General features: G+C 41.9%; 11 protein-coding genes. 3 read left to right on the top strand and 8 right to left on the bottom strand.

Going from position 1 to position 24,104, the window contains the following annotated elements:
• Positions 1-115 precede the first annotated feature (115 nt).
• The 3 genes from KSX81_RS17395 to KSX81_RS17385 all read left to right on the top strand — a co-directional run bounded on the left by KSX81_RS17395 (position 116) and on the right by KSX81_RS17385 (position 5,495).
• Positions 116-1,258: a glycoside hydrolase family 88 protein gene (locus KSX81_RS17395; protein WP_004301577.1), complete on the top strand. Its 1,143-nt coding sequence runs from the start codon at positions 116-118 to the stop codon at positions 1,256-1,258.
• A gap of 129 nt (positions 1,259-1,387) precedes the next feature.
• Entirely contained in the window at positions 1,388-3,022 is a 1,635-nt protein-coding gene (locus KSX81_RS17390; RefSeq protein ID WP_217725633.1) for a rhamnogalacturonan acetylesterase, read from the top strand.
• Positions 3,023-3,734: 712 nt separating this feature from the next.
• Complete coding sequence (locus KSX81_RS17385; RefSeq protein WP_004301572.1) at positions 3,735-5,495, top strand: ATP-binding protein; 1,761 nt, start codon at positions 3,735-3,737, stop codon at positions 5,493-5,495.
• Here KSX81_RS17385 and KSX81_RS17380 read toward each other — a convergent pair.
• From KSX81_RS17380 to KSX81_RS17345, 8 genes are all read right to left on the bottom strand, one after another.
• Positions 5,476-8,874, bottom strand: coding sequence for a DUF6250 domain-containing protein (locus KSX81_RS17380; protein WP_217725634.1), 3,399 nt, complete (start codon positions 8,872-8,874; stop codon positions 5,476-5,478). The genes KSX81_RS17385 and KSX81_RS17380 overlap by 20 nt on opposite strands.
• Before the next feature lie 170 nt (positions 8,875-9,044).
• Positions 9,045-11,180: a hypothetical protein gene (locus tag KSX81_RS17375; RefSeq protein ID WP_211480714.1), complete on the bottom strand. Its 2,136-nt coding sequence runs from the start codon at positions 11,178-11,180 to the stop codon at positions 9,045-9,047.
• A gap of 77 nt (positions 11,181-11,257) precedes the next feature.
• Positions 11,258-12,979: a RagB/SusD family nutrient uptake outer membrane protein gene (locus KSX81_RS17370; protein WP_004301569.1), complete on the bottom strand. Its 1,722-nt coding sequence runs from the start codon at positions 12,977-12,979 to the stop codon at positions 11,258-11,260.
• A 21-nt stretch (positions 12,980-13,000) separates the two neighbouring features.
• Positions 13,001-16,051: a SusC/RagA family TonB-linked outer membrane protein gene (locus tag KSX81_RS17365; RefSeq protein WP_055234858.1), complete on the bottom strand. Its 3,051-nt coding sequence runs from the start codon at positions 16,049-16,051 to the stop codon at positions 13,001-13,003.
• A 46-nt stretch (positions 16,052-16,097) separates the two neighbouring features.
• Entirely contained in the window at positions 16,098-18,110 is a 2,013-nt protein-coding gene (locus KSX81_RS17360; protein ID WP_004301567.1) for a RagB/SusD family nutrient uptake outer membrane protein, read from the bottom strand.
• A 21-nt stretch (positions 18,111-18,131) separates the two neighbouring features.
• On the bottom strand, positions 18,132-21,311 hold the full coding sequence (locus KSX81_RS17355; protein WP_004301566.1) for a SusC/RagA family TonB-linked outer membrane protein: 3,180 nt from the start codon (positions 21,309-21,311) through the stop codon (positions 18,132-18,134).
• A 59-nt stretch (positions 21,312-21,370) separates the two neighbouring features.
• Complete coding sequence (locus tag KSX81_RS17350; RefSeq protein ID WP_004301565.1) at positions 21,371-22,996, bottom strand: fimbrillin family protein; 1,626 nt, start codon at positions 22,994-22,996, stop codon at positions 21,371-21,373.
• Positions 22,997-23,041: 45 nt separating this feature from the next.
• Positions 23,042-24,055, bottom strand: a complete 1,014-nt coding sequence (locus KSX81_RS17345; RefSeq protein ID WP_157452186.1) for a fimbrillin family protein — start codon at positions 24,053-24,055, stop codon at positions 23,042-23,044.
• Between the last annotated feature and the right edge of the window lie 49 nt (positions 24,056-24,104).

Raw genomic sequence — 24,104 nt, 5'->3', positions numbered from 1 at the left:
TGAACGAATTTAAAGACATTTGCACGGAAATCCATTGAAAAAGAAAAGAACGTCTCTTACCTTTGCCATAGAAATTAGTATAAACAGCAAATTAATAAAACAGAACTATTGTACCATGAAGAAACCACTATTCTTACTCTTTACAGGATTACTTCTTTCTTGTCTGATACCAGTCCATACGGTCGCAGCACAAGAACTCCCGACACAAAAAGAGACTTTAGAGAATATCATAAAGGTAAATGACTACTTTATGAAAAAGTATGCCGATTACACTACTCCCAGTTTTTACGGTCGTGTACGTCCCAGCAATATATGGACGCGTGGTGTATATTATGAAGGATTGATGGCTCTCTATTCTATTTATCCGCGTGAGGATTATTATAAGTATACTTACGACTGGGCCGATTTCCACAAATGGGGAATGCGCAACGGCAATACTACCCGTAATGCGGACGACCATTGTTGCGGACAGGCGTACATTGATATCTATAAAATCTGCCCGTCAGACCCGAACATGATTCGGAATATCAAAGCAAGTATCGATATGGTGGTGAACACCCCGCAGGTGAACGACTGGTGGTGGATTGATGCTGTGCAAATGGCAATGCCTATCTTCGCTAAATTCGGAAAGATGACCGGAGAACAGAAATACTACGATAAGATGTGGGATATGTACTACTACACACGCAGCCAACACGATAAAACGGGTATGTTCAACCCCAAAGACGGCCTGTGGTGGCGCGATCAGGATTTTAATCCTCCATATAAAGAGCCGAATGGCGAAGATTGCTATTGGAGTCGTGGAAACGGATGGGTATATGCTGCCTTGGTACGTGTATTGGATGAGATTCCTTCTGATGAGAAACACCGTCAGGACTATATCAATGATTTCCTGACCATGAGCAAGGCTTTGAAGAAATGTCAGCGTGAAGATGGTTTCTGGAATGTCAGTCTTCACGACCCGACGAACTTCGGAGGAAAAGAGACTTCCGGTACAGCCTTATTTGTTTATGGTATGGCTTGGGGAGTCCGCAACGGATTGCTCGACCGTAAAGAGTATCTTCCCGTCCTTTTAAAAGCATGGAACGCTATGGTGAAAGATGCCGTACATCCGAACGGATTCCTGGGATATGTGCAGGGAACAGGCAAAGAGCCTAAAGACGGACAGCCGGTTACTTATAAGAGTGTGCCCGACTTTGAAGACTACGGAGTCGGTTGTTTCCTGCTTGCCGGAACAGAAGTTTATAAATTAAAATAACATACACAGTTTTTTCATTAGGTTTAAAGATAATCATTCATTAGGTTTAGTTAGAGGTTAGTTAGTAGCTAGTTCCCTCACTGACTGTTTAGACACCGGTCAGTGAGGGATTTCAAAGAAAACAGATTCATGAAAAACAAATTATTCCCGTATATATGTTGGCTGACAGCCATTACATTCAGTTTGCAACTGCAAGCGCAAAATAAAGTTTCCGCTCCCATGGCAGATGTCAATCAGGTGGTTGACAACACGCTGGATAGCCTGAATAAAGCACGTACCTCGCGACCGGAAGCCGGTTCCAGCCGGAAAGGTGACAACCCTGTTCTGTTTCTGGTAGGTAATTCGACCATGCGTACCGGAACTTTAGGCAATGGCAACAACGGACAATGGGGATGGGGCTATTTTGCTGGTGAATATTTCGATTCCAACCGGATTACTGTTGAGAATCATGCGTTGGGAGGTACCAGCAGCCGTACTTTCTACAACCGTCTTTGGCCGGATGTAATCAAAGGTGTACGCCCCGGAGACTGGGTTATCATCGAATTGGGACACAATGACAATGGTCCTTATGACAGCGGACGTGCCCGCGCCTCTATTCCGGGAATCGGCAAAGATACGCTGAACGTAACCATCAAAGAGACTGGAGTGAAAGAAACCGTATATACATACGGGGAATATATGCGCCGTTTTATTCAGGATGTAAAAGCAAAAGGTGCTCATCCGATCCTATTCTCGCTTACTCCCCGCAATGCCTGGGAAGACAAAGACAGCACCATCATCACACGTGTCAACAAAACTTTCGGATTGTGGGCAAAGCAGGTGGCAGAAGAACAGCATGTTCCTTTTATTGACTTAAATGATATCAGTGCCCACAAATTTGAGAAGTTCGGCAAAAATAAGGTGAAATATATGTTCTACATCGACCGTATACATACAAGTGCTTTCGGTGCTAAAGTCAATGCAGAATCTGCTGCAGACGGAATACGTGCGTATGAAGGGCTGGAATTAGCCAATTATCTGAAATCTGTTGAGAAAGATACAGTGACAGGTTCCAGTCGGAAAGAGGGACGTCCGGTATTGTTTACTATCGGAGACAGTACGGTCCGAAATGAAGATAAAGACAAGAACGGTATGTGGGGTTGGGGAAGCGTAATTGCTGACGAGTTCAATTTAAATAAAATTTCTGTAGAAAATCGTGCTATGGCAGGACGAAGTGCACGTACTTTCCTCGATGAAGGTCGTTGGGATAAGGTATACAATGCCTTGCAACCGGGGGACTTCGTTCTGATTCAGTTCGGACATAATGATGCAGGAGATATAAACAAAGGGAAAGCCCGTGCCGAATTGCGCGGTTCGGGAGATGAGAGCAAAGTCTTTCTAATGGAAAAGACAGGCAAATATCAAGTTGTTTATACTTTCGGCTGGTATCTTCGAAAGTTCATCATGGATGTTCAGGAGAAAGGTGCCATTCCCATCGTTCTTAGTCATACGCCACGCAACAAATGGAAAGATGGAAAGATAGAACGTAACACCGAGTCTTTTGGCAAGTGGACACGTGAAGCTGCGGAAGCTACGGGAGCTTATTTCATTGACTTGAATAAGATTAGTGCCGATAAACTTGAAAAGAAAGGTGTGAAGAAAGCTGCAGCTTACTACAATCACGACCATACACATACTTCTTTGAAAGGAGCACACATGAATGCCAAAAGTATTGCGGAAGGGTTGAAAAAGAGTGATTGCCCGCTAAAAGAGTATTTGAAATAATACGAAAGAGAATCCTGTAAAGATAGCAAAGGACTAAAGGGAAATATAGACTATCCGGACTGTTTAAATATTCTATCTTAAAAAAGGAATATTTAAGCAGTGCAGAATGGAGAAAACAGCATAGCAGATGAAGAAGAATAAAAAAGCTCCGACATTTGTCAACACGCAAATCCTCATTCTTATCATTTATAGAGTTTATCTAGCATTTCACACCTATTTTATCCTACAACACTTGCAAGTCGATATCGATTCAGGGATTAATCTTCCATTATGTTATTATTTTCTTATTCAAAAGTCCAGGTAAATCAGAGAAAAACTAGCTTAAAAAAGCACATTTATATCTTCCTCACCGATGAAGGACAAGTTCATCGGTGAGGAAGATAGCGTTCATCGGTGAGGATCACCCTGTTGGTTTAAACCTAACGAACTCTTTTTCCGTTAGAAAAGACGCATATTCTGTCTGATATTATTCACTTTTCGCCTATATTTCTGCATATTATTGCACTTATTTATGCAGTTTTTTCTCTGATTCATCAATTTCGCAACGGTTATTTTCTAATATAATCTTAAAAACAGAACATCTGGACAGGATATGTTCATCCCCATTCAAGGGAAAAATGAATGTTCGTATCCAACATAATACAGTCGCAAATCATTGATTTATTCCACGGAATAGATTAACTTTGCCTGTACAAATTAAAAGCCTGCCAATATGAGCCAAGTGAAAGGAATACCATACGGAATATCCGACTTCAACCGGATGCGGAACGAAAACTTCTATTTCGTCGATAAAACCATGTATCTGCCCCTTATCGAGGAAATGCCCAGTTACCTTTTCCTTATTCGTCCGAGACGTTTCGGAAAAAGCTTATTCCTAAGCATGATGCGTACTTATTACGACATAATACAGAAGGATAACTTCGACAAGTATTTCGGTGACTTATGGATAGGAAGCCGTCCAACCAAACAACATAACAGTTTCCAAGTCCTTTTCTTCGACTTCTCAAAAGCAGGCTGCTCACTGCCGGGAGCAGATTTGATGAGTAGCTTTAATGAATATTGCAGTATCATCATCAACCAGTTTGCCCATGCATACGCATCTTATTATGATGAAGATTTCAAGTCAACAGTAGAAAGCATTGAAAGCGCTAAAGCAAAATTATCATATATAGAAGTAAAGGCTAAAGAAAAAGGATATCCTCTCTATCTGATAATTGACGAATATGACAACTTTACCAACGTCATATTGAGCGAACACGGACAGAAAATGTTCCATGACCTGACTCATGCCAGCGGCTTCTACCGTGAATACTTCAAGCAGTTCAAAGGTATGTTTGACCGAATTTTCCTAATGGGAGTCAGCCCTATCACACTGGATGATTTATCTAGCGGGTATAATATTGACTGGAATATATCGACTGATTCCCGTTTTAATGCCATGATAGGATTTGATGAAACTGAAGTACGTGAAATGCTCCGTTATTACCAACAAAATGGAAAGCTGGTCGGTGATGTAGAAGCGATGATTACAGAAATGAAACCGTGGTATGACAATTATTGCTTCGCCAGAACATCTTTGGACAACGACCGTGTGTTTAATTGCGATATGACTTTATACTATTTACGTAACCAAATTGATTTTCACCGTCCACCCGAAAATATGGTAGACAAGAATATCCGTACGGATTACAGTAAACTGAAAATGCTGGCACGCATTGACCACGACAACACCCATGAGGGAAGCCGCATGAGTACTATCGAAGAAATTGCGGCAAAAGGTGAAATACTGGTAGACTTACATACTTCGTTCCCGTCAGAAAAGATAGCAGATATAGAGAACTTCCGAAGCCTGCTCTATTATTATGGTTTACTTACCATGTGCGGCACCCGTGGCGACCGTCTGAAAATGTGCATACCTAACAATTGTGTGCGCGAGCAGTACCTTGGATTCTTGCGCGACTACTATCAACAGGCCCATACCCTGAATCTTTCACATCTGAAAGACTTGATAGATGATTTCGCCTTCGATGGTCATTGGCAACCATTCTTCGAAACCATCGCCCGTGCCTATCGGGAGAACTCTTCCATACGTGATGCGATAGAAGGGGAAAGAAACCTGCAAGGTTTCCTAAAAGCCTATCTTGCCATTGCTTCTTATTATCTCGTACAGCCGGAACTGGAAATGAACTATGGCTATTGTGACTTCTTCCTATTGCCGGACAAAATGCGTTATTCCGATATAGAACACAGCTATATCCTGGAGTTGAAATACGCTACACGTACAGCTACCAATGCTGAACTTGAAGCCCAAGCAGAAGAAGGAAGACAGCAACTGTTGCGATACAGTAAGGATAAAGTTGTGCAGAAACTGGCTACTGGAACGACACTTCACCTATTATTAATTCAGTTCCAAGGTTGGGATATGGTGAAATGTGAAGAAATAAATGCTTCTGCTATTCATCCTTCGGAATAACTTCCTGCATATAAATAGCATCCAAGCTCCAAAGAGCAGCATCATTCGTGCTAATGCTCGTACATTCATCTAATGGAGACGGTACTTCCGGCGGAAGTATGGTAGTGATGCGGAAAGGCGGTGCAGGTGTATGTTCCAACCGGGTAAACAAATCTTTCCAGGCTTCTTCAGCCATTTGGGTATTGCGCAAGTGATAAGCTGCGTAAGCCATCAGACGGGAGACACGAAAACGGCTATGGCTAAGTTCCCATGCTTTCTTCTTGTAACGTGCAGCATGATCAAGCCAGGCGTCTTTCCATTCGGGTATATCAATCATACGCATCATTTCATTGGCTATCTCAAATCCGCCCATGATCGTCATTAAATGGTTGGTTGTTTCCAATTTGGGGTCACATTCGGTTGTGATGATTCCTGTTGACGGATCAAATCCTAGAGCTTTGGGGCCGGTAAAGAGGCGGTTAGGCAGGACGGCAATGCTTTTCATTCCTGCTATTATTTTATCACGATAAGCAGTGTTACCTGTGCGCTCCCATTCTGTCATCCAATTACCGGCATAAGCCAGCCAGTCGGGACCGATACGCAAACGGGCGGGAGCGGTACAAGGATATTCACTGCGAGGTTGGGCCAGGCGCATAGGGTCCAAGTCATAGAGTTTGTGGTCGGCATCCTTCACTTCAGTCATTAAATCACCGCAACGTTCGTCTGTAGTAAGGTAATAGTAGAAACGGTTCCAGGCGGCCTGGCTGATTCGCGCTTCTTTAGCTCCGCATCCCCAATGACTTACATTATGCCGACTGCCTAATCCGGCATTGGGACCGATATGATAGACATCCACTTCGCCTGTATGACGCGTCATAGCTTCTGCCATACGCCAAATATCAATACGCCCGGTACGCAGGAAATTATACCATAGCCACATATTAGAAGCCAGTTCCGTATTGTCCCAGGCAAATCCTCCGACATCGTAACGCCAGGTATGACGAACAGGGTCATAAGCGTGCATCACATCACCATAATTCCAGAAACCGTACCACTTGTTTTGTTCGATTGCTTTCTGATAGAAGTCAATGTAAGCATCCAAGCGGTCTTCTACACGACTACGTAATGGAGTAGTACGGTCAGGGAGACTCCATATCCCGAAAGCTTGGCGGGCATGAAGATAATTCGGGGTTGGCATTAACAGACTAGGACTAGAAAACTGTTTGGCATAATCAGCAAAAGCCTTTTTCCCGGTATAGCCACTTTGTGGGATCAGTGTAAACGTAGTTGTACGAGCAATGCCGTATGGCGTATTCATGCCCTCCTGAACATCTTCATAGCTGGCATTCAGGTCATGAGCTATACGATCATAATGCCGCAAATCCATAGGTTCGGACTCCGGGCTCCACAACCAGGCGGTAAGGGTAGCTACCGGGGTTCGTGCGTCTGAAATTTCAATAGAAGAGGGATAAGACTGCCAAAAGTCATGCATACAAAGTCCTAATCCTCCGGTAATATCCCCGACAAAAGTATATCCATCGCTACGTGTGCCGGAAAAGGTTCCTATCCAGGGATTATCGTTATTGGCACGTTTACGAATGGAGAAAGCATCGGCAGTGAGTTGAGACAGACGGTAGTCATTCCATGAAGCCCAGTTATCAAGCAGAGAGCAGTTCTTTTCATCGAAAGATTCATAAGGTGGAATACGTTTGCCTTCCATTTGCTGTTGTTGCAGGGAGGGTTCATCAGTCGGCTTCTGTTGTGCATCCTTCTTTTCATTACTGTTTTTCTTATTATCTGTCTTATTTAAAGTGAGTATGCGACGCCCTACCAATGGTTGTACCGGCTCGCTCCACACTCCTCCATCTGCACACGAGAAAGCAATATGACGATTATACAGACCTTCACGCATAGGAACATCGAAACGGATACCCAAACTACGAATGAAATCTTTCTTCTGATCTCCGTCATAGACGAAGCTATGTACCATTTTGATCTGTTCACTGCCACCATAAAAGTAGAGACGTACCACAAAAGGAAGCCACTCACGGTTATTCCGTTTGTTCATATCAGAGTGATTCGCATAGTTCCCTTCCCCTTCAGAGTGATTCGTATCAATCTTCTTATTCCTGTTCCGATGTATCCCTTCCAACTTTACAAGTGCCCGTACAGAGCCCAGACGTTCGATGGTTACTGATTTTATTTCTCCTATGTAATGAGTAAAAGATATTTGAGATGTATTTTCTTGAATCGGCTCGCTTTGAGTATTACAAATCAGACGCGCTTTCTCTCCTACTTTAGTTCCTTTATATAATAGGCTATCAATCAGGAAATCTCCGCGTCGGGGAATAAATACAGAAATTAGCCCTGTTTCAATTTGAATATCTTCAGGCGTTTCAGTGATTGCAATAGAAGCATTAGGCTGTTCATTGATAGTTTTTGCTTTTCGGGGGGCTTTTTCTAATGTCAGTCTTTCCGTTCCGGCAGGAATGACCCCGGCAACTCCGCTCCATTTCACGGAACCATCCGGCCAGTAAGCCAAGGGCCAAGTATCTACCGGAATCTCTTGATTTCTATCTGTTTTTAGTCGCAATGAAGTTTCAGGAAATAGGTAGCCTTCATCAAAAGGAACTCCGAAACTTACAGCTTTGTCTTGTTCAGGAGTATTGCCGATCCAATGTAAAGGAACAGTAGACGTTTGGGGTGGTAAACATTCGTAGCGGAAGTTTGTAATGCGGGTACGGGATAAGGTGGTGCGAAAGCCGAACCATCCTTCTGTCAGAGGTTCGGCATCGCGGAAGTCCACCAGTCGCTTGCCGTCTATGTAATAACTAACCCTATTATTTTCATTTGTTATCTTAATGTGATACCAGTGATTCGCTTTTAACAAATGTTCGGTATCTGTATATTCTTTCAGTATGGCAGGACGTACCTTGGGATCTGTGATTCCTGCTTCATTGCCGTCATAACGACGGAAGCGTGTAGTAGAGTTATAATTTCCACCATATCCCATGTAATAGAGTTGCAAAGAATAACAATTCAGAAAGATTCCGCTACGCCACTTCTCACGTTTCCATATATTATCAGGATGTTTGGGGTCCGAAGCCATCCAAAAGCAATTCAGGTCACTCAAACGGTCTCCTTCTTTTTCTACAACTACACACGCATCATATTCAATGGTTACCCGTCCGCTCATCTTTTCTTTCCTCCATAAAGTAAGGCCTTTAGGAGACAGTATTTCAGCGGTATCGCCCTGAAATGTTACTTTATAATCCGGAGATTCCGACTCTACCTTCCAATATTTATGAAACTGGCGGGCGTTGAGGCCGGAAACTTTATTGTTTTGTGCGTTTGTTCCTAAAGTAATGAAAAGGAACAAAAGGATAAAGAGTTTTTTCATATGTATATTTGCTATCTCACCTTACAAAGGTAGGGAGAGCCGTTCAATTAAGAAATAGAATATTATCCATATATATGGCGATTCGTTCAACTATGGAAAAAGAACAACCCGATACTGTAACCGGATTGTTCTTTCCTTATAAACTTATACTAAATAGAATAAGATTTTTCTTATTCTTTCGGTTCTTCCGTTTCGGATGACTTCAAAGTTTCGGCACCTACATAATACCCCAGGTTAGTTCCCTGATTGTATCCCATGTTCTGCATAGCCTGAGACATGTCATAGTTATGGTCGGTCATCAAGTGTGGCAGACGGTGTGTAGTAGGATGATTCGTTGAGAATATATAGATTGATTTATAATCACTTGAGCCTAAAATAACCTCTTCACGGTAATCACCCAAAAAATCACCATAATAACAAGGATTATATTTTGAGGCATGATTTCCCTGATTACTACCATAAAGGTCAAAAGATATCAGACGATTCTTATTTGACTTGTTTACATCAGGGTTCGCTTTATAGCTCACAATACAACCGCGGTCTAACATTTCCCGAGTAGACTGACCACTCCAATAAATAGCCACATTATACATCACTCCGCTACCAATTCCAGTAGGATATGTAGTAGAAACCAATCCGGTACCATTACAACTAAACATACCTTCTTGTGTAGAAGACCAATATTCAAAATCCGGGCTATCCGGATCAACATCCGCTACTATACAACGCCCAACATCACTTGCATCTGCCGGTAAATTTCGTCCATGACCGGTAATCATACTACCATCTCTTGCATTCATCACCTGACAGGCATATCCATTTCCCTGACCTTCATAATCTTTTGACTCTTCAAAAGAAGCAACAATCTGCAATCCGGAACGGTCTTTTATGAATTTTCCGACATGCAATATATCTCCATGCCCATTTCCACTACACCATAACTCGCTTCCATTATCATCAATAGCTGCCGAACCATACAAAATCTCATCCCTTCCATCACCGTCCAAATCAGCAACACGGAAACAGTGTGAACACATCCCTAACCATTTAGACGAATGATCTGCTGTATCAAACTTCCAACGTGGAACCAATTCATTACCTTTTAAGTCAAGTGCCCAAACCTGCCAATTCTTATAAATACCTCTACTGATTATCAAACTAGGATTAGCCACTCGCGCTCCGGTTGTTTCATCAGGAATACCATCCAAATAAGCAACACCGATAAAGAAGCGATCCATACGATTGCCAAAATCATCTCCCCAATATTCACTCCAATACTTGGCACGTGACACTTTCGATCCTTCTCCTCCACGTGGAATATTATCTATACGAGTTATTTCACGTCCGTCATATCCCCTGCAAATAGAGATATATTCGGGACCCTCCATTATCAAACCGCAAGTAGTAGCTGTAGACGGGTCATTCAGATCTCTCGCAATAGCCGCTCCGGAGTACCAACCTTTACCATCTGTTTGACGATTACGATAATCATTCACTTTCCCATTTGCGTCAGTGATAATCTTACCATCGGCAAACTTTGTACCTTCGGAAGTACGGAAAGCAATTTCACACAAACCGTCACCATCAAAATCATACAAGATATAAGAAGTATAATGTGATCCGGAACGGATGTTAATTCCCAAATCAATCCTCCACAAGAAAGTCCCGTCCATTTTATATGCTTCCAACAGAGTAGTACCATTAAACCAAACTCCCATATTCGCTCCGTCGTATGGTTCTCTCTTCACCACAATCTCTAATTCACCGTCACCGTCCAAGTCACCTAGCTGAATATCATCAGGAGAATATGTAATCGATGCATCGGGTACATTCATGTTTAATCTAATTTCATGATAAAACTTTTCTGCCATTTCAGAAGTAAATGTATAATCGCAAAGCGTTTCAGCCTGATTAGCAAGAGTAACCCGATATACATTCGTTTTTGATACATCAATATCTGCATCCACCCAGGAAGTCGTATTTGAAATAGGTTCTTCATTCAATTTCACTTCCATCTCACCGTCTACTGATTTATAAATATCAAAAGCAACATTAGACGGATCGGTCTTCAATAATCTCCAGCTAATCAATGCGGATGCAATCCCTGATGCGTTATTGGGATCAGAAGCCGAAATAGGATCATAACTCACCCACATGGCGCGGCTACCCGTTATGACTTCGGTCGGCAGAGGAGGCAATTCTTCTGTTTGATTGCCATTGTTCACTTCAACGACGGGGTCATTATCTGAGCAAGCAACTATAGCCAGCAAATAAAACAGCCCCAATATTATATAATGTATCTTCATTTCTTTCGTTTTTTATTCTATAAACATCCGTTCTATGCAAGAATATCCTATTTCTATTCATCAGTATTCCGGTTAAGTTACCAACCCGGATTCTGCTCCAAATTAGGATTTTTCGATTTTTCACTCTGAGGAATCGGGAAGAAATACATCTTATCATCCCAACTTCTTTCTTTTACCTTACGCTCATACGTATAAGTATCATCCCCATTTTTCGTAATTTTCATTTCAACAATGTTTTTGAAATGTTTGTCACCCTCCTTCCAACGACGTACATCCCAAAAACGATGTCCTTCAAAGGCCAATTCTACCATACGTTCATTCTGATATTTCTTCCAGAAAGCATCATTGGTCATCCCTTGAGGGAATCCGGGCATCTCGGCACGCGTACGAACTACTTTGATAGCATCCACAGCCGAAGTTGTAAATTCATTATCCGTTGCATACGGACTACCCAGATACTTATATACAGCTTCCGCATAATTCAAATAGAACTCTCCAAAACGGAATGTAATCCATGAATGATAGGTCTTTGAAGCTGTACCGGCACGTAAGTCTACTGCCGTCTGACAATACTTCTTCAGATAATAGCCAGTCGGAGTTCCGCCACTCAAAGGCTCCGCATTTAGTCCGCCCTGATAGGTTTGCAGAGGAACAGTATTCCAGTTAGGCCACTTTTCGTCCCCATTCTTGGCAATAGTCAGATAGAAACGAGGGTCGCGGTTGGTATAATAAGGATTAGCAGGATCATAGTTATCCAACTCGTCCGGACGCAACCCTGTATCCTTCATCTCATACGCATCCACCAGTGTCTGTGTGGGACAGTTTCCACCTTTACAATTTTCCAACCCTACCGGGAAGTTATATCCCTCAAAAGAATTAGTGGTAGTAGTGGCACGACGGAGAAAAATCAATTCATTAGTAGCGTCATTGTAATTGTCCTTGCTCCAAAGTGATGAATAATCCTCCACTAAGAGTTTTGCCTTTTCAGCAAACCCATTACTGTCATCTAAAATTTCCTTATTGGCTTTAGCTGCACGATACCACAGTTCTCTATTATCAGTCGGATTAAATAAAGGACTTGCCGCATACAATGCTGCACGAGCTTTCAAGGCCAATACCGTTTTACGGTTGGCACGTCCTGTTTCCGCCGGACTACTAGGCAATGCCATATCTCCCAGTTTACTGTAATCGACGATAATCTTATCTTTAATATCATCACATTCGGCTATGATATAATCAAAAATCTCCTGTGCCGGTCTGCGCGATAACGTATTCGATTCTTCGGCTGTTAATATATGGTCGCTAAACGGCACATCTCCATATTGCCGTACCAAGTTAAAGTAGAAATATGCACGAAGGAAACGTACCTCATACTGGTAATTGGTATAGCGGAACATCTGTTGTGCATAATCACTGTTCAAAGCCAACTCGGGAAATGTCAGTCCGGTAAACTTCTCCAGATATAAATTACAATTGGCTATCCCTTCATAACAGGACGTCCACATGCTACTTTTAGCATTCGACGGACTCCAAGAACCATTGTAAAAGTCTTCAATCTGATTTCCCGAATAAGCATATTCGGACTCATCGGTAGCAGAACCAAGAATTGCCCCGCTATAGTTTCCAAAGTCCACATCCATGGACAAATAGATATTTGTTATCAGCCCTCCTACATTACCGAAGTTGAGCTTCACAAAATCCTCATCATAATTATTGTACTCATGATATTCCATCTTATCTGAGCAGGAACCGAGTGCGGCTACACACATCATTCCGTAGATAATGTTTTTCAGTTTCATTCTTTCGCTTTGTTTTTATGATTAAAAACCAATCGTAACACCGACTACTACACTCTTATTCAGCGGAGTCGCTACACCATAACATTCCGGATCTGTCACATCAATATGATCTGAACAGAACAAGTCTGTTCCTCTGACATATAACTTGGCACTCCCCAATATCTTAGTCTTCTTCATCCATTCTTCCGGAAATCTGTAATACACCTCCGCGTTACGTAACTTCAAGAATGACCGGTCCGCCAACCAAACTGTATTAGCCTGATAGTTATTGGCATTACTCTGTGAACTCAAACGAGGATATTTGGCATTTTGATTTTCCGGTGTCCAACGATTCTCATAATAATGAGTAGAAAGTGTCGTATTATTTATCAACGGCCAAAACATACTCTTCGTATTCAAGACAGCAGAATAGTTACCTGTTCCCTGAAACATTACATCTACTCCAATCCCTTTCCATTCGGCTCCCAAATGGAAAGAATAATAAATTTCCGGAGCCGTCGTACTATAACCGATAGCTGTTTTATCATTGGCATCAATGATTCCGTCTCCATTCACATCTTTATATTTTATGTCTCCCGGCACTACCGTACTAAAGTTTTGCGGAAGGCTGTTTGCTATATCTTCTTTATCTTTGAAGAAACCTTCAGCTACCATTCCATATACTTGTCCCAACCGATTTCCTGTTTGCACAAGATTCTTATACAAACGCGGTTCTTCCAGTTGTTCCTTAATTTCATTCTTATTCCAAGCAAAATTACCGCCAAGGTTGAACACTACATCTCCTAACCGTTTCGTATAGTTAAGTCCTAGTTCCACGCCATAGCTATCAACGATTCCGGCATTCTCGAACGGAGCATCTACGCCCAACACATCGGTATATTTTCCTTCGGAAGAGACCCAAATATCTTTTCTCCGTTGGTAATAGCCTTCTGCCGTCACGTCCAGTCCATTGAACAACACGGCATCAACACCAACATTGTATTTATACGCTTTCTCATGTGTCGAATTAGCAGTTGCCAGGCGCCCGATAATAGTACTTCCGAATTCAGAGTCGTAACTACTGTTAAACTTATATTGCGTACCGGTAGTCGTATAAATCTGATCCCAATAGTCATATACGGTAGTACTTCCGTCTTTAGGCAGATAATCAACATTGATCACTCCAAACGAAGCGCGCAATTTCAGGAAGTTCACCCAAGACACATCTTTCAACCATTTTTCTTCCGAAAGCACCCAAGCAGCAGAAATGGTAGGCGAGAAAGCCCATTTATGCCCCGGTGCCAATAAACTGGAGGCCGAGCCAACCAATGCCAGATCCAAATAATAGCGATTAGAGAAACCTACATGATTATACCAGGATACATTTTGCCGATAAATAGTAGTGTTCAATCCGTATGAATCACGATACTCATAATCCCATTTGAATTGAGAATACACATCCCACTTCCGAAACGAGCGATTGTAATCGACACTACCTGCAAAGTTAAATTGGCGCGCCCAGTTGTCAATACCTGCACCCGAACCCATTTCACTGGATTCGCCACCTGAAATGGCAGTATAAAACGGACCGTTAGTTGTCCAGCTTGTTGCATAACCGGCATACGTATAAGTCTTGCTATGGTCTTCCAGAATATTGGAATAGTTGTCATAAGCTAAACGAAAGTTTGCTCCCAATCCTTTCAGCAAACCAGATAAATCTTGTGACAAGGTAAGGTCGGCAAACAAACTGCGAGAGTGTCCTTTAGAATAAGCAGCTCCCTGCGATTGTGCGACAGGATTCGATGTTCCCGCCCAAGTAGTACTTCCTCCCCAACTGTCATCTTCCGTACGAACCGGAAAAGCTGCAGAAGGAATCGAATAAATCATATCCCATAGGTTAACCGAAGCCCCCGGAATCCGAGATTCGGACAAGGTACCGAGAAGATTCAACTTCAATTTGGTAGTGGCGGTTAAATCAATATCCAGATTTGTACGCAAATTAGCACGTGAATACATATTCTGTGTAGAATATCCGTCATTTGCATTCGGGGTTTTGATAAACCCTTTGTCTGTTAATAAATTCGCCATAGTATAGTAGCGGAACTTTGCTCCTCCCCCACGGAATTCGATCGTATATTTATTAGAAACTCCTCTGTCTTTAAAGGTTTCATCAATCCAGTTCACATTAGGATAGAGATAAGGGTACATACGGGAAGCCCCTCCACTACCTACTCCATTACGGAAAGCATCGACTTCTTCCGGAGTATACCGAGCTCCCAAACCTTCATATCCACGCGCTTCATTCACTGCAGAAGCATACGTAGCTGCATCTACAAATTCCGGACGTCGAGACTGAGTGTTAATGATATGATCATACGTAAAAGTTATCTCTTTTGTTTTGTACTTACCACGCTTTGTAGTAATCAAGATCGCACCGTTCACCCCTTTGTATCCGTACAATGCCACAGCCGCGGCATCTTTCAGGATGGAAACGGATTCTACTTCTTCTGGGCTCACCAAGCTCATGTCTCGTTCCAAACCGTCAACCAGCACAAGCGGTGTACTACTTGACAAGCTCTGCAAACCACGTACATAAAAGGTAGGATCTGCCATTAACCCGGTACTGGCCGCATTCTGCAAAGTAGTAAGGCCCAATCCATATCCATATAAAGAATTGGATATATTCCGGGAAGACCGCTTATTAAACTCTTCGTTATAGGTGGTAGAAACAGCTGCTGTTGATTCATGACGACTGAATGTCCGGTTAGCTCCCACATCAATAGTCTGAGCTGCATATCCCATCACAATAGTCATCGGACCATCAGTCTTTGCCACAACTGTGGTAGAGCCTTTGTCGACAGAAACGACACTCAAACGTTGTCCTTTCTCGACCGCAATCTCGAATTTACCATCTTTATCAGTTTCAACCCGGGTCTCCACTGCGCCACCTTCCACATTAACGGACGCTCCATAGACTGGGTTTCCCGATTTATCAACAACAATACCTATAATGTTGTTGTCTGTATTCTGTGCTCTGACCGGAATGCTCAAACAAACCAGTAAAGCCAGTATCAGAATCTTATTTTTTCTCATATAAATCAATATTCAATATTGTTTTAATCTATTTCGCTGTCTCACATTACCAACCCGGATTCTGAATCAATCCATATCCTTTGTTAATTTCCGTTTGCGGGAATGGAGAAAGATACCATTTGGGATCAAATCCGTATGTCCACCACCGACGGACCGGCTTGGATAACTCAAACCTTTCATATTCAAAACGAGTAGGCTGCAATGCCCCCTTGTTCTTATCTCCTTCATTCCATTTAGCATTTCCCGTTATACGATTACCGGTATCATCCAAACGATAGGCGAGCAACCCGTGCAGGCGCTTCTCGAAACGATCGGCACGCTTGTAACGGACAAGATCAAAGTAACGGCTATCTTCAAGCCCCAATTCCCGAACACGCTCGCACAGCAATTCTTCCAATAAGGCTGCTTTGTCAGAAAGTAAATTCTTATCTGTAACACACTCCGCCAAATCTTTCTTCAATCCTACGCGGGCACGTACTATATTCATTTGGTCAATAGCACCCCGGTGATCATTCTTGGCTTGAAGCAAGGCCTCTGCATAAGTTAAATAAATGTCAGATAAACGAAGATATACCCAATGCGTATACTGACGTTGGTACTCTGTTCCCAAATAATATTTCATATTTTTATAACCAGTCGCATAGTTACCTGATTCAAGTGCAGCATTTTGTCCTTCATCGTATCCTCCGACCCACAATTCATAAGGTAAACCGGACATTGTTCCTGCACTCCAGTCTAACATCTTCGGCAATCCGTTTACCATGCAATGCTCATACAGACGAGGATCACGGGTTAATACGATTTCCGACAATAGTTGTTCTCCATTTTTGAATGTTCCGGTCAGGAACATTGCATCCAACTTACCTTCTGTTTCCGTCTTTTTCCAGTCAAACGGAGTACCGTCGGCCCATGGGAACATCTCCACATATTCCTGTGTAGGCGGATATTCGGTACGACAAAGTGACGGAACAGCCCAGGAATGCCACATATAAGAACTTGAGTTGAAAGCGTCCGACATATTCGTGCGGACAGAATGCAAGACCTCCTTGCTGTTCTGACGAATATATCCCATACGATATGCCTGCCGATACTGTTCCGGTGTTTCTTCCGAAGCCTTATTCAGGCTATATCCGCCTTGACTCTCCAGCTCTTTAAAGAATGCTTCACAAGCCTTCAAACAGTTATCCCAAAGTTCCGCATGGTAGCCGCCGTACCATACCAGATGCTGCTGTTCAGCCTCTGAGTTTCCTCCTGCATATCCGTTGACATCGTTAAACAACGGAGAAGCGGCAAATTGCCAGATTTTGCATTTCAATGCCATCGCACCGGCCTTTGTCCAGTGTCCGGCCTTGCTGGCAAGATCGGCATCAGCATAAGCCCACACCAATCCACCGGAATTGATAGCATCATCCAACATCTTTATCATGTAGTTAACAGTCTCCTCTACCGTAGCACGGGGGATTTCATAACCTGACTCCGTACCGGTGAATGAAGCATATAACAATGGAAGACCTCCATAATGACGGAACATATCAAAATAGCGTGCCGCAATCAGGCATTTAGCTTCTGCCACCAACTGAGTTTTTTCAGTGCTATCCATGCCCGGCACTCTATCTATATTTTCCATTAACAACCAGCACCAGCGCACTACTTCCCATACCATTTCCCGTGTATATGGGAAAATATTACCACGCGTGCCATAGTTGGCATTGAGAGAACCCAAATAATACTGCTGATATACAGTTGCGTCACTAAAATAAAGTGACCAGCAGTCTGTTAGCGCATCCTTCTTTCCTAAATAAGGACTGGAAGAATCAGGAATATTACCGTTACTGTCCGTATTATAAGGTAATCCGTAATACTGTCTACTGTAACAGGTATTCAAAAATTGGCGCGTATATTCCGCACTATTGAACACTGTGTCAATAGTAGCATTTCCGCCCGGTGCCTTATCCAAAAAAGAGTTTCCGAATTTAATTTCGTCCACACATGAAGTGGAAACCAAACAAACCGCCGCTCCCAACATCGCACCGATGAACCATTTATTTTGTAATTTCATTGTATCTTTCCTTTATCTATTTTAGAATCCTAATTTCAAGCTCAACGTATAAGTCTTGGACAATGGATAAGAAGGTGCATTAGTAGCTCTTGCCTCCGGATCACCCCACAAATAAGGTGTAATCGTCCACAAATTATATCCTGCAAAAGCCAACTGACATGTATTCAGTCCAAGTTTCTTCATTAATGGGAAGTGAAAATTGTATGCCACCTGAAGAGTTTTCAAACGCAAGTATTTGGCATCTTTCTCATATAAAGTGGAAGTAGCATAATTATTCTTTGCATTATCAATGGTAGCTCTCGGATACTCCGAAGATTGTGACGGATTTTCCGGTGTCCATGTATGATCCAGATGGTATGCCAACAATCCTCCCTGCTCGCTATTGGAAGATGAATAAAACGGTTGACGAAATACATCCGAAATCATACGACTTACATTCCAGGCCCCTGTCCATTGAGTACTTATTTCCAGATTCTTCCAACTGAATCCTAAATTAATACCTAGCATATATTCAGGATCGTCTGTAAAGCCATAGTCATAACTTGCATCATTTGCATCAATCTTACGGTCACCATTCAAGTCAACATATACTGCATCTCCATTTTGAAGAATACTCTCGTGAGTGGGGAACGGACGATTAAATGTCTGCTCATATAGCGCAGGTGTATCCTCATCATAGAAGCGCCAGAAAACATATTGACTACGCGAACCGATACGGTGTCCCTTCTGATATTGATATAAATTATTCTGCGGTGCTTCCTTCTTTTCAAGAATCTCATTCTGATTATAAGAAAGGTTAATACCCGCCCAATAACGGAAATTATCGCCAATCTTATCGTTCCATTTTAAAGAAAGTTCCCAGCCCCAACTGTCTACACTTCCTAAATTTGAATAGGGAGTAATGAACCCTAACATTCCCGGAGCTGTACCGTCACGCAAAAGGATGTCATTACGACGTTCTTTATAATATTCAAAGGTTGTTTTCAGACGGTCATCAAGGAAGTTAATATCAACACCATAGTTCCGTTTCAGAGCTTTTTCCCATGTCACAGCAGGGTTATTCTTAGCTACCTCACGCGCACCCAGACTAACAGTACCATTATCTGTTCCGAATCCATATCCCCAGGCGTTAGTTGCTCCTCCACTTGCCGTTACACGATTTGCCAAGTCACCTAAACCGACATTATATGGATCAGCCATATACATAAACCGCGATCCTCCAATATTATCGTTACCTACCAAACCGACACTGGCACGTAATTTCAAGAAGCTAACCACCGACTTCAAAGGACGGAAAAACTTCTCTTCACTCATCACCCAACCTATAGAACCAGCCGGGAAATAAGAAAAGCGCAAATCGGACGCAAAGTTTTCCGAACCGTTATAACCCACATTAAACTCTGCCATATAGCGGCTCTTCCAATCATAAGTGACACGTCCGACTAATCCGACATATCCATGAGGAATGTCCGAATATAATTTCGGATAATACTCTTTCTGTTGATTATACAAAACTAAGGCTGTCACCGTATGATCACCAAAAGTACGATTATAATTAAAGCTGGCTTCCATATACCAATTACGTGCTTTGCCTGTAGTATACGAATACTTCACATCTGTATTCTCTCCAAACTTACGATAAGCAATACTACCGTCATCCATCAATACAGGAGTGTATGTAGCAATAGACCCACCAGAACCGACTTTATTAACTGTAAACGAGCTGTTATAAGATCCCTTCACTTTAAAAGAAAGTCCTTTAGTCAAGAAGTCCATTTTTTGATCCAGAATCACATCCACATTCAGCGAATTGTTGCTGGTCTGGCTGAACCCATTTCCATAATATCCCATACCTGTACCTCCTGTAAATGGTAATTTCAGTCCGTCTGAATAAGTCTCATCGCTCGAATTTACCAATTTTCCATCTATGATTCCCGGACTGGAGAAAGGAGTAGCATAATACATATTTTTAATCAATCCGGAAGATCCCTGACTCGTACGCGGTTGATCTGAATTATTCACATTACCACTAATATTGAATGACAAAGTAGTCGTTTTAGTGACATCCATATCCAAGTTTGTACGATAGTTAAACCGACGGTACTGATAGCTTAAATTATAAGGAAGATCAAACTCACTAAAAAGTCCTCCTTGCGTATAAGCACCTGCAGAGATGAAATAACGTACTTTATCTGTTCCTCCCGAGATGTTCAGATTATGCTGGCTCTGAAGCGTAGAGCTTTTCATAATATAGTCAGCCCATTGTATATTTGGGAAACGAATAGGATCGGAACCATCTGCAAATTTTTGAATCACGCCATCACTAAATAAGGCAGATTTGCCATCACCGGACATCATTTGATTATGAAAACGGGCATAGTCATAGGAACTTGCCTGTTCTACCATTTTTGTAGGCATCAATACAGAAGCAGAAGTAGTAAACGAAATTTTCGCCTTTCCTTCCTTTCCTCGTTTAGTTGTAATCAAAATGACCCCATTTGCTCCACGAATACCAAATACGGCTGTTGCCGAAGCATCTTTCAAGATAGAAATGGATTCAATTTCATTCGGGTCGATATCACTCATACTTTCACGATCCACACCGTCTACCTGAATTAACGGTGAAGAATTTTCCCAAGTAGCTTTACCACGAATAAAAATTTCAGCGGCATCCGCTCCCGGCTCACCGGAATATTGTACGGTAGTCAAACCTGTCATCTGCCCTCCTAATACATTGGAAACCGAACCTACAGATACACGGGTCAATTCTTCTCCCTTCACACTAGCGATAGCTCCTGTCATGGTCACTTTCTTCTGCGTACCATAAGCTACGATTTCCACCTCTTCAAGTGCTGTCACATCCTCTACCAGAATGACTTTCATGTCATTTTTCGCTACTACTTTTTTATCGGTATAACCTATAAAAGATACTTTCAATTTCGCACCGGGACGTACATTTATTCTAAATACACCGTCAATATCGGTAATTGTACCATTAGATGTTCCTTCCGCAAGTACACTTGCTCCAATTATCGGTTCGCCTTGGCTATCTACTACTGTTCCTTTTATAGTACTTTGCTGCTGTACAACTTCGATGGCTGCCGAAGCTGTTTGCAATCCCCATGCAGGTGCAAAAGTTGCTATAGTGAAAAACAGAGCGACAGGTAAGGTTGTCCCCTTTATAAAGTTTTTCTTATTCATATATGTATATGTTCATGATATAAGTATAATTTTAACGGACTTTATATACCGTCATTATTTTAGAATGCAAGCATCATACGGAAATAACCGGCACGCGAATCACGTTCACAAATTATGTGATATCTTCCACCAGCCATACCGTGTGTCCATTGGTTGGCTGGAGAACGCTGTGTGCTACTCCAATAGTGTCCACTGTTAGTTCCTGACTCGACAGAGGTCATCTCATCACCATTTACATTCTTGAGACAACGGTTAATAACACTCAAATTCTTAGCGACTGTATCCCAACACATTATAGAGGGCAAATACCAAGGAGTCACATTTGCCGGAATAGCTTCCGCTTCACGATAAGCCTTGATATACGCATAAGCATGGTCGCAAGTAGAAGGACTACCCATACCTTCGTAACACATAGTAAGTAACTGTGTATTATTGTATCCCATTAGTGCTGGGAAAACCAATGAAGCATCATTCTTGTTAACATCCTTCTCTGTGTTACAACCTACAAACTTGTTTGCCCAATTCTCATCTGAAGTAAACCAGTCTGAATAATAACCGGACTTACTTGAATGGAACATTTTCAAAGCAACATCATTTTGTTCACTATCTTTTACCACAGAATTCTTAATAGATAGCACTATACCGTGCGTACATGCAGGGAAATCGCGACGCAAAGCATCAACTTCTGCTGAATAGAGTTCAGTATGTGTTACACTGGGTTGTGAATTTCCTACATAACATACAATACCAATCACATTCTCCGGCACCGTTTCCGCATCTACTGAAACTATTTTTCCATCTGCACAAAAATAGTCTCCTACCTGCAAAGTATGGTTGATTTTACTTTTATCTTCGATGGTATACATTTTCGCCGTTCCTCCTTCCAGCGTACCTTTAGCTTCATATTCCATCTCACTTACTCCAGAATAAGTACCCTTAATTGAGAATTCCTTCTTCGGATTAACCAAGAAACGGTATGTATCCGTACTTTCCTGATAATAAGGAGTTGCTTGAGTATTGTTCACTGTAAACGAACCGGCTGTTAATGGTAACAAATAATCATCTATACCGCCATTTGTAAAGCTATAGGTCAAATTAGGCATCTTCACTACCGCAAGAGCCATCCGATGTTGCATAGTAAAAGCGATCTGTCCTTTCAAACGATCCCCCTGAACACTACCCGTACTCGTCATCAAATCATATTGTGTATAATTTCCTTCATTTTGTTCACTGCCTATTTTCCAATTGTTGACGTATGTTTCAAAAGGATCCACCTTCGTCGGATCAAAAGTCACATTCGCATTATACGGATAGTATGCATAAAAAGTCATCCGCTGAAATTGTGAACCTTTGTATTCAATAGGATCCCCTCCATCAGTCAATTCCCAATAGCCATCTGTCAGTGTGAATTTCCGATTCTTGATATCCTCTACCACCGTTTCTCCTCTTACCGCAAATATACCGATAGCATCTCCGTTAGAAAATCGGGTAGTATATCCATTCTCTGTAGCACGTGTCTTACCACTTTCGTCCATAAATCCTTCATCAGACACACTAATCTGAAATCCCTGCAAAGAATCCGGTGTTTCTCCGGTGAGTTCTTCATTTTGCGAGCAAGACGCAACTATGGCTGCGCCAGCCAGAAAAAGCATTGATATATAATTATATATTTTCATAAATCTCATGTTTATATTTTTAGCATTTTTATCTATATTAGATTGGTAAACAGATCACTTCACAACAGGCTGTGGAGTTACGGTTTCTTCTGTAATATTCCAACTAGGATTAGTTATCTCTGTTCCAGTTTCAGCTATACTCGGGTCGGATGTTATAGGATCGTGGTTTTCATCCTCCCATCCTATTATTTGCGTTTGTTCTGTAATTGTCAACACATAATTATTGTCCTCGTATTTATTTGTCTTGATGATGTAATTATAAGAAAATCCTGATTTCAATTCTGTCAAGTTAGCAAACTCGGCTTCATAAAGATAACCGTTCATTCTAGCTTGGATAGTTACTTTGCCTTGCACCTTCTGTGGCAGTAAAATAGCTTGTACTGTATAATTATCCTGCTCTCCTATTTTATCCCAATAAATATCATCTTTATCCGTAACAGGGTCTTCACTGACTGTTGTCTCCCCTGTTTTAGGATTAAATGTACCATTATTCTTAAGCCCAATAAGATAACAAGTTATATCTGCCAAGTCCACACCTTCGCCAGCTTGAAACTCCAATCTAATACGACTCATCACATGATTGAATGCTAATGTCACGTTCGGGGTTTGTGATGTAGCCTTCCCTTTGGCAAAAAGAAAATCTATCTTCGCACGTTCTTCTGCTGTAGCTTGATTTTCACTAGCTGTAGTCACTTCTAATGCAGGTTGTTCTTCACCTGATGTACCAGAAAATGGAGCGTATGCCACTACATCATACTCTCCGGAACCTAATACCCAAATTTCTTCTGCATTTCCTCCTTTTGCTGCAAAAAGACCATTGCCCTTGTATTTGTAATGAATATTCACTTGTTCCGTACCACAAGTGATTCCTACCGAGTCTTCTGCCTCCCAGTTTGTTTCCGTAGCTCTTGTAACAAGATTGCTAGCCTCATGATTGTTTATTACTGCACTAAAAGAAACTTTCGCTCCCGTATCACCGGTAAACTGAATATCAGTTTCTTTAATATCGTTGCTACATCCTGCTAAAAGTAGTAAGGCAACAGCAGTTGTGACATAGTTTTTTTTCATACCATGTTTTTTAAAGTTAAACATATTTTTGTTGATTAGTAAAATCGTC

The organism is Bacteroides sp. MSK.18.37 (genome assembly GCF_019129155.2).
Classification (GTDB): Bacteria; Bacteroidota; Bacteroidia; order Bacteroidales; family Bacteroidaceae; genus Bacteroides; species Bacteroides ovatus.
The sequence above is the reverse complement of the archived record's forward strand: the minus strand, read 5'-3'. Positions and strand labels throughout refer to the sequence as shown.

Coding starts and splice junctions, on each gene's coding strand:
- KSX81_RS17370 (WP_004301569.1), bottom strand. CDS start 12,979: ATGAAACTGAAAAACATTATCTACGGAATGATGTGTGTAGCCGCACTC.
- KSX81_RS17350 (WP_004301565.1), bottom strand. CDS start 22,996: ATGAGATTTATGAAAATATATAATTATATATCAATGCTTTTTCTGGCT.
- KSX81_RS17395 (WP_004301577.1), top strand. CDS start 116: ATGAAGAAACCACTATTCTTACTCTTTACAGGATTACTTCTTTCTTGT.
- KSX81_RS17385 (WP_004301572.1), top strand. CDS start 3,735: ATGAGCCAAGTGAAAGGAATACCATACGGAATATCCGACTTCAACCGG.
- KSX81_RS17365 (WP_055234858.1), bottom strand. CDS start 16,051: ATGAGAAAAAATAAGATTCTGATACTGGCTTTACTGGTTTGTTTGAGC.
- KSX81_RS17375 (WP_211480714.1), bottom strand. CDS start 11,180: ATGAAGATACATTATATAATATTGGGGCTGTTTTATTTGCTGGCTATA.
- KSX81_RS17390 (WP_217725633.1), top strand. CDS start 1,388: ATGAAAAACAAATTATTCCCGTATATATGTTGGCTGACAGCCATTACA.
- KSX81_RS17345 (WP_157452186.1), bottom strand. CDS start 24,055: ATGAAAAAAAACTATGTCACAACTGCTGTTGCCTTACTACTTTTAGCA.
- KSX81_RS17355 (WP_004301566.1), bottom strand. CDS start 21,311: ATGAATAAGAAAAACTTTATAAAGGGGACAACCTTACCTGTCGCTCTG.
- KSX81_RS17380 (WP_217725634.1), bottom strand. CDS start 8,874: ATGAAAAAACTCTTTATCCTTTTGTTCCTTTTCATTACTTTAGGAACA.
- KSX81_RS17360 (WP_004301567.1), bottom strand. CDS start 18,110: ATGAAATTACAAAATAAATGGTTCATCGGTGCGATGTTGGGAGCGGCG.